Source organism: Deinococcus indicus (assembly GCF_002198095.1).
Classification (GTDB): domain Bacteria; phylum Deinococcota; class Deinococci; order Deinococcales; family Deinococcaceae; genus Deinococcus; species Deinococcus caeni.
This window is the reverse complement of record NZ_NHMK01000005.1, coordinates 16,426-29,651: the sequence shown is the minus strand read 5'-3', so window position 1 is coordinate 29,651 and position 13,226 is coordinate 16,426. Positions and strand designations below refer to the sequence as shown.

The window sequence follows — 13,226 nt, the reverse complement described above, 5'->3', positions numbered from 1 at the left end:
GTCACGGTGACCGCAGGTCGACACGGGTTTTGCGTGGCGACAGCATAGCGCATGCCCGCGTGGAAGCACTGCCACGGCCGCGCCCGTGAGGACCGGCCCGGAAGGAACGGACGGAAGATCGTCACCCCCGCGTCACCTCGGGCTGCGGCAGGTCCAGCCGCCACACGAGTTCCTCGTCGATCCAGCCCTTGCTCAGGCCGCTTTTCACCTGTGGCACGTCCGGCAGCGCGCCCGCGATCTCGGCGGCACTCGACGGCCCGAAGCCGAAGCGCGTCCAGTAATCCCCCGCTTCCGAGCTGAACAGGAACACCGTGCGGTCCCCGCGCAGGCTGGCGTGCGTGAGTGCCGAACGCACCAGCGCGCGGCCCAGACCCTGGCTGCGGGCCTCCGGCAGCACCGCCGTCGAACGGATCAGGCTGACGCCCTGCCCGTGCTCCAGGCCGATGCAGCCGCCGGGCACGCCGTCCAGATCCGCGATCCAGTAGGTGCCGGCCCCCAGGTCCACGCTGCCCGTGTGCAGCCCGCAGCGGGTCAGGAGGTCCAGGACGGTGGGCAGGTCCGCCGGGGCGGCCTGACGAAGTTTCACGTGCATGTCAGTCAGGGTCATGGGGTTCCTCCAGGGGACCGGGACAGAGGGTGGGGGGACGGATCAGGGGCGGAGTTCAGGAGTTCAGGCGGGCCGTTGCGTGCTCGATGGCCTCACGGACGCGGTGCGGGGCGGTCCCGCCGAAACTGGCGCGCCCACGGACGCTCTCCTCGACGGTCAGGGACTGCGCGACCTCCGCGTTCAGCAGGGGATGCGCGGCGCGCAGTTCCTCGTCGGTGAGGTCCCACAGCTGCCGCCCACTGCGACTGGCCACACCGACCAGTCCGCCCACGACCTCGTGCGCCTCGCGGAACGGGACGCCCTGCCGGGCCAGGAAGTCCGCCACGTCGGTCGCCGTGGAGTAGCCGCGTGCGGCGGCGGCGCGGGTCACGTCGGCGTGCCAGACGGTCTTCGGCATCATCTCGGCGTACAGGCGCAGCACGATGCTCAGGGTGTCGTAGGAGTCGAACACGCCCTCCTTGTCCTCCTGAAGGTCCTTGTTGTACGCCAGCGGCGTGCCCTTCACGACCGTCAGGAGACCCATCAGGTTCCCGAACACGCGGCCCGCCTTGCCGCGCGCCAGTTCGGACACGTCCGGGTTCTTCTTCTGCGGCATGATGCTGCTGCCCGTCGTGTGGGAATCCGGCAGGGTGATGAAGCCGAACTCGAAGGTGGAGTACAGGATCAGTTCCTCCGACAGGCGCGACAGGTGCGCCGACAGGATCGCGCAGGCACTCAGGAACTCCAGCGCGAAGTCCCGGCTGCCCACCCCGTCCAGACTGTTCGCGGTGGGCCGCGCGAAGCCCAGCGCCGAAGCCGTCGCGTGCCGGTCCACCGGCCAGGGCGTCCCCGCCAGCGCCGACGACCCCAGCGGCGACTCGTCCATCCGCTCGGCCGCGTCCCGGAAACGGCCCTCGTCACGCTCCAGCATCGCCACATACGCCATGAACCAGTGACTCAGCAGGATCGGCTGCGCCACCTGAAGGTGCGTGTAACCGGGCAGGATCACCTCGGTTTCCAGGTGCTTCCCAGCCTCCGCGAGCATCACCGCGCGCAGGGCACGGGTCTTGTCCGCCAGGTCCAGCGCGGCTTCCTTCGTGAACAGCCGGAAATCCACCGCCACCTGATCGTTGCGGCTGCGGGCCGTGTGCAACTTCCCCGCCACCGGCCCGATCCGGTCCCGCAGGGCCGCCTCCACGTTCATATGCACGTCCTCGCGGTCCAGGCGCCACTCGAAATTCCCCGCGCGGATATCGGCCAGCACGGCATTCAGGCCGTCACCTATCTGAGCTACCTCCTCGGCACTCAGAATCCCGACCTGCCCCAGCATCGCCACATGCGCCAGCGAGCCGCGAATATCCTGCTCCGCGAGCCGCTGATCGAAGCCCACCGACGCGTTGAACAGCTCGACCAGCCCGTCCGTCGCCTCTGCGAACCGCCCACCCCAGAGTTTCTTGTCCTGCGTATTCGTCATTTCATGTCCTCGTTGAATGGCATGTCAGTTCCCCGTCGACTGGAGAATCTTCACCAGCGGGGCCAGGGCGAACCCGAGCAACACGCTGATCACGACCGCACCCCCGGCAATCAGTCCCACCACGCTGCCGTCCGTCTTCCGGCAGGCGTCCAGCGCCGCCTCTGGACCCAGCTGACGCACGTCCGGCACCGCCACGACGGTGTTCAGACACTGCGGAAAACTCACGTACACGTCTGCGGGCGTCGCGTCGGTCAGTTCGGAGACGGGCACCACCTTCACGAACAGCCGGTACCCGCCAGTCTGCGTCTTCGGACGGTACGCGCCGTTCGGGCCCTGCACGGTCGGCGCACACGAGGCCAGACCAGCAGTCAGGGCCAGGGCGCACATCAGCGTGACGCGGGAGGTCGGGCGGCTGTGGGGTCGGGTCATGGGGTGTCCTTGTCAGTGAGAGGCGGGATCGGGCGGTCACGGGCGGCTTCCTCTACCCGGACCTCTTTCACCAGCACCACCGGGGCGGGGCTGTCCGGATGGGCGTGCCCTCATTCTTCCCGGCCTGGGCGTGACCAGTGCCCACGGGATCACAAGAGGCCGAGGGCGTACAGAAAGAAGATCATTGCCGCCGACAGCATCACGAGCAGCGCGTTTCCGACCGTGCCCGTCTTCTGCCGTTCCCGCGCGTCCGCTTCACGGCAGGCTGTGGCGGCCTGCTCCACGCCCAAGCGTTTCACGTCGGCAGCGGCCACCACACCGTTGCGGCAGTCCAGGAAGATCACGAACTGGTCGTCGGGCGTGGCCTCGGTGAACTGCGTGACGTTCACGCGGGACACGAACAGCATGGCGGCCCCCAGGCGGATGTCCGGTGGCCGCACCGCCGCCGGTCCGGTCTGCACGGATGGCGCACACGACGCGAGCGACACGGTCAGTGCCAAGGTGGTCATGATCGTGACGCGGGAGGTCGGGCGGCTGTGGGGTCGGGTCATGGGGCGTCCTTGTCAGTGAGAGGCGTGATCGGGTGGCCGGGGGCGGATTCCTCTGCCCGGACCTCTTTCACCAGCACCACCGGGGCGGGGCTGTCCGGGTGGGCGTGCGAGTAGGGTTCGTCGGTGACGGTGTACCCGAGCCGGTCGTAGAAGGGCAGCACGTCCAGATTGAACTGGCTGACGGCCAGCAGCACGCGCCCGTACCCGCCCATGCGGGCGACGTGTTCGACCTCGCGCACCAGGGCGCGACCCACGCCGAGGCGGCGGGCCTGCGGGACGGTCGCGAGTTTGTTCAGGGTCAGGGTCCGGTCACCGTCCGGGCGGTAGCCGACGCAGCCCAGTACCTCTCCCCCACCGGCTGCCAGGAACCCGCCCGCGCCGGGAGCCAGCAGGGACCGTTCCAGGTCGGCGAGCGTGATGCGGTTCCAGCTGCTGCGGGGGTCCATGCCGGCCGCCATCATGACCGCGTGGAAGGCGGGAATGTCGTCCGGGTTCACGGGGCGCAGCGTGGTGGGGGCGTGGGTCACGGCCTTCAGTCCTGGGCGGGTTCCTGGGCGTCGGCTTTGGCTTTCACGCGGGCCTGGACGCGCATGCGCAGGGCGTTGAGTTTGATGAACGCGCCGGCGTCGTGCTGGTTGTAGTCGCCGCCCGCCTCGAAGCTCACGAGGTCCTTGTCGTACAGGCTCTGGGGGGCCTTGCGGCCCACGGTGACGCAGTTGCCCTTGAAGAGTTTCAGGCGGGCGGTGCCGGTGACGCTGCTGGCGACGTGGTCGAAGTACACCTGCAGGGCCTCGCGCTCCGGGGCGAACCAGAAGCCGTTGTAGACCAGTTCGGCGTACTTGGGGGCGAGCTGGTCGCGCTGGTGCAGGACCTCGCGGTCCAGGGTGAGGCTCTCGACGGCGCGGCGGGCGTGGTACAGGACGGTGCCGCCGGGCGTCTCGTACACGCCGCGTGATTTCATGCCGACGAAGCGGTTCTCGACGAGGTCGAGGCGGCCCACGCCGTGCTTCCCGCCCAGTTCGTTGGCCTTGGCCAGCAGGGCGGCGGGCGACAGTTTCTCGCCGTTGATGGCGACGGGATCGCCGTTGACGAACTCGATTTCCACGTACTCGGCTTCATCGGGGGCGTCGGCGGGGTCCACGGTCAGTTTGAACATGTGGGCGGGCGGTTCGGCCCAGGGGTCTTCCAGGATGCCGCCCTCGTAGCTGATGTGCAGGAGGTTGGCGTCGGTGCTCCAGGGGTCCTTCTTGGTGGTGGGGACCGGGATGCCGTGCTCGTGGGCGAAGGCTTCGAGGTCGGCGCGGCCCTGGAAGGTCCAGTCGCGCCAGGGGGCGACGGTGACGATGTCGGGTTTCAGGGCGTAGGCGGTCATCTCGAAGCGCACCTGATCGTTGCCCTTGCCGGTCGCGCCGTGCGAGACGGCGACGGCGCCCTCCTTGCCGGCGATCTCGACCATCTTCTTGGCGATCAGCGGGCGGGCGATGGAGGTACCCAGCAGGTAGTAGCCCTCGTACAGCGCCGAGGAGCGGAACATGGGGAACACGTAGTCCCGCACGAATTCCTCGCGCAGGTCCAGCGCGTAGGCGGCGACCGCGCCGGTGTTCAGGGCCTTGACGCGGGCTTCTTCGACCTCGTCACCCTGGCCGAGGTCGGCGGTGAAGCAGACCACGTCGTAGTTCTTTTCCGTCTGGAGCCACTTGAGGATGATGCTGGTGTCCAGGCCGCCGCTGTACGCGAGTACGATCTTTTCTTTTGCCATGACTGATTGTCTCCTGTCTGCGTGAAGGGGATGCAAGGCGCGGCACATGACCCCCCGGCGTGAAGGCGCCGCCTGTGAACCCCGGTGGGGTCAGGCGGTCGGCTTCAGCGTCGGGAGGTCAGGATCTGCATATGCATGTATGGTTATACGCAATCTGCGCATAGCTATGCACAGGAGGCTAGCAGGGCCGGCCCGGAGGGTCAAGGGACGTGTCCAGCCCGCCCGCACCGGAACGCAAAAAGGGCCGCACACGGCGGCCCCGGAAGCGTGCGCGCAGATCAGCGCAGGTTGTAGGTCACGCCGATGCGGGGCTTGACGAACGCGCCCGTCGCCGAGTTGCTGAAGCTGACCCCGCCACTGCTGGCGCTTGCACGCAGGAAGGAGGCGCCGCCCGCCAGTTCCAGGTAGGCCGCGAAGCCGGGCGCGACGGCGTAGTTCACGCCAACCAGCGCGGTGGGGTTGACGCCGGTCAGGCGGGCGGTCACACCATCCATCGTGTCGGAAACGGTGTTCAGGCCCAGGCCGCCGCCCACGTAGACGTTCGCCGTGCCGTCGTTGAACACGGAACGCAGGTACGTGAACTCGCCGCCGAAGCCCAGCTTCTCGGAGCCGTACAGGTTGGGCAGCAGTTCCAGCTCGGCGCGCACGGAGGACACGCTGTCGAGGTCGTAGGTGTAGCTCACGCCGATGGCAGCCGAACCATCAAGCTCCACCGACTCGCCTTCAGCGCGGTAGAAGCCTTTCTGGAAGGCGCCGCTCAGGCCGAGGCTGTCGGCGGCGGCCGTCGAGACGGTGGTGAGGGCAAGGAGGGTCAGCAGGGATTTCTTCATATCCCGGTGAGAGTAACTGCCTGGTCTCATGAGTGCAAGCGAACCTGACCAGCTGTCGCTCCACCGAAACGAATGGAGGCGAACGCCCGCTGCGGTGGTCGTTCGCCTCTCTGTTCGTGGGGGTTCAGGGCGCGCGTGGCTGACGGCGCGCGGGGCTCAGGGCAGGCGGTAGTTCAGGCCGATGCGGGCGCCGGAGCCCAGGCGGGTGTTGCTGGCGTTCGTGCCGCCCACCGTGATGCGGGGACCGACGTTGCCTTCCACGAAGAAGCTCAGGGGGTCCGTGACGTTGTAGCGCAGGCCCAGCGTGCCGTGCGGGTAGACGCTCACGCCGCCGCCCTGACCGAGCACCACGCCGGCGCCCAGGCCCAGGCCGTAGTAGGGGGTCAGGCCGCCCAGCGCCGAGCCGGTGCCCACGAAGTCGCCCAGGTAGTCCACGCTGCCGCCGACCGAGACGTTGTCGCGGTTGAAGTTGAAGTTCGTGGCGTCGAGGTTCAGGCCGTAGCGCATGGCGCTGGAGCCGGTCAGGTCGGTCTGGTAGTGCAGGGTCGCGCCGGAACCGACAGACCCACCCACGTAGCTGGCCGCAGAGGCGGAGGAAACGGCAGTGATCGCCAGGAGGCCGAGGATGGTCTTCTTCATGCCCCGAGGATAGTCAGCGCGGGCGGCGCGGCGTAAGGAGGCCTTCTTTACAAAAACGCGCGGAGGCCTTCACGGGGGCTTTACGTTCCGGCGCTCCCGGAAGGTCAGGACTGGCCGCGCCCGTAGCGCTGCAGCCGCTCCAGCGCGAGGTGAATGTCGTCGGCGGACTTGCAGAAGGCCACGCGCAGCAGCCCGTGGGGCGCGGCGTGCCGGGCGTAGAAGGCCTCGCCGGGAATGACGGCCACGCCCGCCGCCTCGACCAGGGTCTGCGCGGTCCAGTCGGGGTGCAGGGCGGTCAGGAAGTACGTGCCGCGCGGCTCGAACACCGTGGCGCCCAGGTCACGCAGGCCCCCGGCGAGCAGGGCCAGCCGCGCAGCGTACCCGGCGCGCAGGTCGTCGTAGAAACCAGAGTCGCGGGCGACGGGCAGCGCGGCCGCCACCGCCGCCTGGAGGGGCGCGGGCGCGCAGAACGACGTGACCTGCCGCACGCCGCCCAGGCCGGCGCTCAGGCCGGGGGGCGCGGCGATCCAGCCGACGCGCCAGCCGGTCGCTTCCAGGCGTTTGCCGGCACTGCCGACCGTGAAGGTCCGTTCCGGCGCGAGGGTCCGCAGGCTGACGGGCCGCTCGCCGAAGTACAGTTCGTCGTACACCTCGTCACTGACGATCCACAGGTCGTGCCGGCGGGCCAGGGCCACGATGCCCGCCAGTTCGTCCGGCGTGAACACCGTCCCGGTGGGGTTGAAGGGACTGTTCAGCAGCAGCGCCCGCGTGCGCGGCGTGACGGCGGCCGCCAGGGCGTTCAGGTCGAAGGTCCAGCCGGCCTGCGGGTCCAGGCGCATGGGGACGGTCACGGGCGTCGCGCCGGCCAGTCGCGCCTGCGGCATGTACACGTCGAACACGGGTTCGAGCATCAGGACCTCGTCGCCCGGTCCGTACAGCGACAGGGCCAGGACGTTCAGGGCCTCGGTCGCGCCGCAGGTGACGGTGATGTCCGCGCCGTCCACGCCCAGGTCGGCGCCCAGCGCGTCGCGCAGCGCCCCCAGGCCCGCCGGGGGCGTGTACTGGTCGCTGCGGCCCAGGGCGTCCTGCGCGGCGCGCAGCAGGAAGGGCGGCGGCGCGCCCGGCGGGAAGCCCTGCCCTAGGTTCACGGCGCCGTGCTGGGCGGCCAGTCGGCTCATGCGTGAGAAGACGCTCTCCTGCGAGGCGCTGGCCCGGTCGTGCAGCTGTGGCATGCACGCAGTCTGCACGGGCGCGGGCCGGGCCACCCGGAGTCGTCTGACCTGCCTGAACGGCCGGGCAGGGCTGGACCGGCGGGGCGGGGCGGGCAGGTGGGCGGGCGGGGCTACAGTGGGCGGGATGCCTCCTTTCCTGCGTGGGCTGGGCCTGGGCCTGTCGCTGATCGTCGCCATCGGCCCTCATACGGATTCCGTTTGTTTCGTTAACAGATCGGAACACCACCGATCTGCCAACTCCACGTCCGGAACCCGTTTCTCTCCCACTCGCATCCGCTCGGATTGAATGGCTTTGCAAGCCATTCAATCGGAGTCCGTATCAGAACGCGTTCGTGCTGCGCCAGGGGCTCGCGCGGCGCCGGGCGCTGCTGGCGGCGCTGGCGTGCGCGCTGTGCGACACGGCCCTGATCACGCTGGGCGTGCTGGGCGTGGGCGGCCTGCTGGCCCGCCACCCGGCGCTGGTGACGGCAGGCACGCTGCTGGGCGCGGCGTTCCTGACGTGGTACGGCCTGCGGTCCCTGCGCGCCGCCCTGAATCCCGGCCACGCGGCCCTGCACGCCGCGCCGGACGGGGCGGTCACGGCGCCTGCCCGCGTGATCGGCACGGCGGCGGCGTTCAGTCTGCTGAACCCGCACGCGCTGCTGGACACGGTCGTGCTGATCGGCGGGGCCAGCGCGGGCCTGAGCGGCGGCGGGCGCACGGCGTTCCTGCTGGGCACGGTCCTGGCGTCCTGGGCGTGGTTCTTCACGCTGGCACTGTCGGGCCGGGCGCTGGCGCCGGTCATGGCGCGGCCGCAGGCGTGGCGGGTGCTGGACCTGCTGATCGGCGCCACCCTGCTGCTGACAGCGGTGGGGCTCCTGACGGCGACGGGGCTACTGACGGCTGCGGGGCTGGGTCGCGGCCGGTAGGTCCGCCGGGCCTGCCTGCATAAGTTTGCAGATCGCCTCACGCCGCCGGGGCTCCGGGCGTGTTAGGCTCATTCTCTGGAATGCCTAAGCGTACTGATATCCAGACCATCCTGATTCTCGGCAGCGGCCCCATTCAGATCGGGCAGGCCGCCGAGTTCGACTATTCGGGCACGCAGGCGCTGAAGGCGCTGAAGAACGAGGGGTACCGCGTGGTGCTGGTCAACAGCAACCCGGCGACCATCATGACCGACCCGGACCTCGCGGACGCCACCTACTTAGAGCCGCTCACGCCGGCGTTCGTGCGCCGCGTGATCGAGAAGGAACGCCCGGACGCGCTGCTGCCCACCCTGGGCGGCCAGACGGCCCTGAACCTCGCCATGGACCTGAACGCCGACGGGACGCTCGCGGAGTTCGGCGTGGAACTGATTGGCGCGAACGCCGCCGCGATCCGCAAGGGCGAGGACCGCGAGGAATTCCAGGCGGCCATGAAGAAGATCGGCGTGGAGACCGCCAAGGGCCAGATGGTCCACTCGATGGAGGAAGCCGTCGAGTACCAGAAACAGATCGGGCTGCCCATCGTCATCCGCCCCTCCTTCACGCTGGGCGGCACGGGCGGCGGCATCGCGCACACCTACGAGGACTTCCTGGCGATCACCGAGGGCGGCCTGCGCGACTCCCCCGTGACGAGCGTGCTGCTGGAAGAAAGCATCCTGGGCTGGAAGGAATACGAGCTGGAGGTCATGCGCGACACGGCCGACACGGTCGTGATCATCACCTCCATCGAGAACTTCGACCCGATGGGCGTCCACACCGGCGACAGTATTACCGTGGCCCCGGCGCAGACCCTGAGTGACGTGGAGTACCAGCGCCTGCGCGACCAGTCCCTGGCGATCATCCGCGAGATCGGCGTGGACACCGGGGGCAGCAACATCCAGTTCGCCGTGAACCCCAAGGACGGCCGCGTGATCGTCATCGAGATGAACCCCCGCGTCAGCCGCTCCTCGGCGCTGGCGAGCAAGGCCACGGGCTTCCCCATCGCCAAGATCGCCGCGCTGCTGGCCGTCGGCTACCACCTGGACGAGCTGAAGAACGACATCACGCGCATCACGCCCGCCTCCTTCGAACCCAGCATCGACTACGTGGTCACGAAGATCCCGCGTTTCGCCTTCGAGAAGTTCCCCGGCAGCAGCGACGCGCTGGGCACCCAGATGCGCTCGGTGGGCGAGGTCATGGCCATCGGCCGCACCTTCAAGGAGAGCCTCCAGAAGGCCATGCGCTCCATCGAGTCCGACGTGCGCGGCGCGTTCGCCACCATGACCCCGGACGAACTGCGCGCCCTGCTGTACGGCAACCCCCGCCGCCTGGAAGCCGTGCTGGAACTCCTGCGCCGCGGCGAGAGCCCGGAGGCCCTGTTCGACGCCACGAAGATCGACCCGTGGTTCCTGGGCCAGCTCAAGGACATCATCGACGCGGAAAGCGAACTGCTGGACCTGGGACCGATCCGCGAGTGGAAGTACGAGATCTGGCGCGAGGTCAAACGCCTGGGCTTCAGCGACGCCCGCATCGGCGAGATCGTCGGCCTGAGCGAACTGGACGTCCGCGCCATCCGCAAGGAAGCGAAGGCCGTGCCTGTCTACAAGACCGTGGACACCTGCGCCGCCGAGTTCGAGGCGCACACCCCGTACCACTACTCCACCTACGAGTGGGAGGACGAGGTCACGCAGACCGAGAAACCCAAGGTCGTGATCCTGGGCAGCGGCCCCAACCGCATCGGGCAGGGCGTGGAATTCGACTATGCCACCGTGCACGCCGTCTGGGCGCTTCAGGAAGCCGGGTACGAGACCATCATGGTCAACTCGAACCCCGAGACGGTCAGCACCGACTACGACACCGCCGACCGCCTGTACTTCGAACCGCTGACGTTCGAGGACGTCATGAACATCGTCGAACACGAGAAACCCGTCGGCGTGATCGTGCAACTCGGCGGGCAGACGCCGCTGAAACTCGCCCGCCGCCTCGCCGAGGCCGGAGCCCCCATCATCGGGACCAGCGTGGACGCCATCGACGAGGCCGAGGACCGCGCCTCCTTCAACGCGCTGTGCGAACGCCTCGGCCTGCCGCAACCCAAAGGGAAGGTCGCGCAGACGCCCGATCAGGCCGCCGCACTCGCCGAAGAACTCGGCTTCCCGCTCATGGCCCGCCCCTCCTACGTCCTGGGCGGCCGCGCCATGCGCACCGTCCGGAGCATGGACGAACTCACCACCTACCTGTCCGAGGTGTACGCCGCCGTCGAAGGGCAGCCCAGCATCCTCCTCGACCAGTTCCTGGAAGGCGCGCTGGAACTCGACGTAGACACCCTCTGCGACGGGGAGCGTGCGGTCGTCATGGGCATCATGGAACACATCGAGGCCGCCGGCATCCACTCCGGCGACAGCGCCTGCATCCTCCCCCCCGTCCACCTGAGCGCCGACCTGCTGGCCCGCGTGAAAGCCGACACGGAACGCCTCGCCCTGGAACTCGGCGTGCGCGGCCTGATGAACGTCCAGTGGGCCGTCAAGGACAACGTCGCGTACATCCTTGAGGCGAACCCGCGCGCCAGCCGCACCGTCCCGTTCGTGAGCAAGGCCGTGAACCACCCCCTCGCCAAGAGCGCCGCCCGCATCGCCGTCGGCCACACCCTCGACCAGATCGGCCTGTTTGAAACCCCCACCCCCGCCATGTACTCCGTGAAGGAAGTGCACCTGCCGTTCCTGAAATTCGCGGGCGTGATCCCCACCCTCGGCCCCGAAATGAAAAGCACCGGCGAGAGCATGGGCATCGACAGCGACCCCCACCGCGCGTTCTACCGCGCGCAGATCGGCGCGAAAAGCAACGTCCCCACCAGTGGCACCGCCCTGCTGCTCGGCGACGGCCTGGACGACATCGCCACCAGCCTGCAAGGCAGCGGCCTGACCGTCATCCGCGAACAGGACGGCAACAAGTTGCCGGAGTTGCTGATCGACGTGACCGGCAGCCGCCTGCTGCGCACCGCACTGGAACGCGGCGTGCCCATCGTCAGCACCAAAGAAGCCGCCGAATGGACTGCCAAAGCCATCGCCGCCGCCAAGGATGACGCCCTGGGCGTGAAGAGCTTGCAGGAATGGGTGAACGCCTGACATGAGCCTCACCGCCGACCTCCACTGCGAAATCAGGGAGGTCGGCGGCCACTGGTGGCCCATCGCCACCTTCCAGATCGGATCAGCTCGCCGTTTCCGGCAGGCACTCCACGGGGCAGGCCCCGTGCCCCCCGACGTTTCCTATGTCCTGCGCGACCGGTACGACGAACAGGTGACTGCCTACCCGGATGAAGTCTGCGGGGCGACGTTCGTCACCACACAGGAACTCTCGCTCCTGCTGAACGCCGCGCTGTGGCTGACTGCCGAGGAACGCGAGCGCATCCCCCCGCACGCCTACGGGGAATACGGGGGGCGGACTGGGGGAGTCCAGAACCGCCCCTCTCCCCCATCAACGCGAAATGGCCGGGGGTCGCATTTCCAGATTGTTTAGCTTAAACTAAACCCGTGCCGCCACTGGTCTACGTCCGCCTCCCTCACCGCCTGCGGGCGCGGCACGTCCGGATCGTGGAATGCCTGCTCGACATGAATCGAGCTGGACACCGGGACGCGGTCTGGCAATGCATCAAGCTCTGCCAGGACGTCCGTGAGCATGGACACGTCAGCCGGTACGTGGTGGCTCTGAAAGGCTATCCGGGTATCAACCTCGGGTGCTAGGGGTTGGCGACGAGACAGAAAAAGCGGAAGCTCCGGTATGCCTACCAAAGAACTTCCGCTGCACCAGTCTACCGTGACGGACCTTTTTACGATCATCTACGTCTACGTCGACGATTACCTCAAGGCCGCTGCCCGCAGCGGCCTCTTCACGTTACCCGACGAACCCAACCAGAAGGCCAGTTACGCCGAGCTCATGACCATCGCACTCGTCGGTGAACTCCTCCACCAGCCCTCGGCACAACAGTGGTTCGCTCAGGTGCGCGCCACCTACACCTTCCTCTTTCCCTCCTTACCCGATCGCTCCCGCTATCTCCGCATCCAACTGAACCTCGAACGCATCTACGCCGACCTTGCGCTCCGATTGCCTCACTTCGATGACGACACTGTCTATGTCATCGACAGCAAACCGCTCGTGTACTGCGTTGGCGCCCGACACAAACGCCCCAGGAGCATGACCACTGCGACGAGTGGTCGCGGCGGACACGGTGGATACGGCAGAACCGGGTTCTTCTACGGGTTCAAGCTGCATGCCGTGATCGACGATCACGGCATGCTCGTGCGTTTTGCCATTGTTCCTGGGCGAGAGGGAGACCCTCCCGTGGCACGGGCACTCCTGAATCCACAGGAAGCAGCGCTGGTCTTGGGCGACCGAGGGTATCAGGGCTGTGGCGTGTATGCCCAGCCGAAGAAAAACCTCAAGAAGCCACGCCACTGGTGGGGGGCGATGCGCTGGGTGAGAAAAACGATCGAGACTGTGTTTTCACGTCTGGATCGTTCTTTTCACTTGATGTTGCCGCAGTTGAATTCGGAGAGATCCATCCGGGCTCACGTGTGTCGCAAGATCGCTGCCCACAATCTGGCCCTCTACTTTGGAGGCTGCTGAACCCCTAGCACCCGAGGTTATCAGTGAACTGAAGCCCAGTACCCGCACGGGCGAACGCGGCGGGGCGCGCGTATACCTGTTCTGGCTGGCGGATGGCCGGCCCGTGCTGGTCAACGCGGAATTCAAGGCAGACGGGGACGGGCCGAATGAGGCCCTGATCGAGGA

General features: G+C 68.0%; 13 protein-coding genes. 4 read left to right on the top strand and 9 right to left on the bottom strand.

What is annotated here, in order from left to right; genetic code table 11:
- Positions 1-121: 121 nt before the first annotated feature.
- The 9 genes from CBQ26_RS01340 to CBQ26_RS01300 all read right to left on the bottom strand — a co-directional run bounded on the left by CBQ26_RS01340 (position 122) and on the right by CBQ26_RS01300 (position 7,500).
- Positions 122-607 carry a GNAT family N-acetyltransferase gene (locus CBQ26_RS01340; protein WP_088246810.1) on the bottom strand — a complete coding sequence of 162 codons (486 nt, stop codon included), beginning with the start codon at positions 605-607 and terminating at the stop codon, positions 122-124.
- Between the two features lie 55 nt (positions 608-662).
- Complete coding sequence (gene argH, locus CBQ26_RS01335; RefSeq protein ID WP_088246809.1) at positions 663-2,060, bottom strand: argininosuccinate lyase; 1,398 nt, start codon at positions 2,058-2,060, stop codon at positions 663-665.
- 24 nt (positions 2,061-2,084) lie between these two features.
- A complete protein-coding gene (locus CBQ26_RS01330; protein ID WP_088246808.1) occupies positions 2,085-2,489 on the bottom strand; it encodes a hypothetical protein in 405 nt (134 codons plus the stop codon).
- A 149-nt stretch (positions 2,490-2,638) separates the two neighbouring features.
- On the bottom strand, positions 2,639-3,040 hold the full coding sequence (locus CBQ26_RS01325) for a hypothetical protein (protein ID WP_088246807.1): 402 nt from the start codon (positions 3,038-3,040) through the stop codon (positions 2,639-2,641).
- Positions 3,037-3,567 (bottom strand): GNAT family N-acetyltransferase, encoded by a 531-nt coding sequence (locus tag CBQ26_RS01320; RefSeq protein WP_229844382.1) that lies wholly within the window; start codon positions 3,565-3,567, stop codon positions 3,037-3,039. Before CBQ26_RS01320 ends, CBQ26_RS01325 begins: the two co-directional genes overlap by 4 nt.
- Positions 3,568-3,572: 5 nt before the next feature.
- On the bottom strand, positions 3,573-4,799 hold the full coding sequence (locus CBQ26_RS01315) for an argininosuccinate synthase (protein ID WP_088246806.1): 1,227 nt from the start codon (positions 4,797-4,799) through the stop codon (positions 3,573-3,575).
- A gap of 278 nt (positions 4,800-5,077) precedes the next feature.
- Positions 5,078-5,629: a hypothetical protein gene (locus CBQ26_RS01310; RefSeq protein WP_088246805.1), complete on the bottom strand. Its 552-nt coding sequence runs from the start codon at positions 5,627-5,629 to the stop codon at positions 5,078-5,080.
- Between the two features lie 156 nt (positions 5,630-5,785).
- A complete protein-coding gene (locus CBQ26_RS01305; RefSeq protein ID WP_088246804.1) occupies positions 5,786-6,268 on the bottom strand; it encodes a hypothetical protein in 483 nt (160 codons plus the stop codon).
- Between the two features lie 104 nt (positions 6,269-6,372).
- Entirely contained in the window at positions 6,373-7,500 is a 1,128-nt protein-coding gene (locus tag CBQ26_RS01300) for a pyridoxal phosphate-dependent aminotransferase (RefSeq protein WP_088246803.1), read from the bottom strand.
- A 332-nt stretch (positions 7,501-7,832) separates the two neighbouring features.
- Between CBQ26_RS01300 and CBQ26_RS01295 the strand changes: the two genes are divergently transcribed.
- The 4 genes from CBQ26_RS01295 (at position 7,833) to CBQ26_RS01280 (ending at position 13,061) form a co-directional block, all read left to right on the top strand.
- Complete coding sequence (locus tag CBQ26_RS01295) at positions 7,833-8,408, top strand: LysE/ArgO family amino acid transporter (protein ID WP_229844381.1); 576 nt, start codon at positions 7,833-7,835, stop codon at positions 8,406-8,408.
- An 80-nt stretch (positions 8,409-8,488) separates the two neighbouring features.
- Entirely contained in the window at positions 8,489-11,563 is a 3,075-nt protein-coding gene (gene carB / locus CBQ26_RS01290) for a carbamoyl-phosphate synthase large subunit (protein ID WP_088246801.1), read from the top strand.
- A gap of 1 nt (position 11,564) precedes the next feature.
- The gene (locus CBQ26_RS01285; RefSeq protein ID WP_088246800.1) at positions 11,565-11,954 is read left to right on the top strand and encodes a hypothetical protein; all 390 of its coding nucleotides are present in this window, start codon (positions 11,565-11,567) and stop codon (positions 11,952-11,954) included.
- Between the two features lie 261 nt (positions 11,955-12,215).
- A complete protein-coding gene (locus CBQ26_RS01280; RefSeq protein ID WP_088246799.1) occupies positions 12,216-13,061 on the top strand; it encodes a transposase in 846 nt (281 codons plus the stop codon).
- Positions 13,062-13,226: the final 165 nt, after the last annotated feature.

Coding starts and splice junctions, on each gene's coding strand:
- CBQ26_RS01340 (WP_088246810.1), bottom strand. CDS start 607: ATGACCCTGACTGACATGCACGTGAAACTTCGTCAGGCCGCCCCGGCG.
- argH (WP_088246809.1), bottom strand. CDS start 2,060: ATGACGAATACGCAGGACAAGAAACTCTGGGGTGGGCGGTTCGCAGAG.
- CBQ26_RS01330 (WP_088246808.1), bottom strand. CDS start 2,489: ATGACCCGACCCCACAGCCGCCCGACCTCCCGCGTCACGCTGATGTGC.
- CBQ26_RS01325 (WP_088246807.1), bottom strand. CDS start 3,040: ATGACCCGACCCCACAGCCGCCCGACCTCCCGCGTCACGATCATGACC.
- CBQ26_RS01315 (WP_088246806.1), bottom strand. CDS start 4,799: ATGGCAAAAGAAAAGATCGTACTCGCGTACAGCGGCGGCCTGGACACC.
- CBQ26_RS01310 (WP_088246805.1), bottom strand. CDS start 5,629: ATGAAGAAATCCCTGCTGACCCTCCTTGCCCTCACCACCGTCTCGACG.
- CBQ26_RS01305 (WP_088246804.1), bottom strand. CDS start 6,268: ATGAAGAAGACCATCCTCGGCCTCCTGGCGATCACTGCCGTTTCCTCC.
- CBQ26_RS01300 (WP_088246803.1), bottom strand. CDS start 7,500: ATGCCACAGCTGCACGACCGGGCCAGCGCCTCGCAGGAGAGCGTCTTC.
- carB (WP_088246801.1), top strand. CDS start 8,489: ATGCCTAAGCGTACTGATATCCAGACCATCCTGATTCTCGGCAGCGGC.
- CBQ26_RS01285 (WP_088246800.1), top strand. CDS start 11,565: ATGAGCCTCACCGCCGACCTCCACTGCGAAATCAGGGAGGTCGGCGGC.
- CBQ26_RS01280 (WP_088246799.1), top strand. CDS start 12,216: ATGCCTACCAAAGAACTTCCGCTGCACCAGTCTACCGTGACGGACCTT.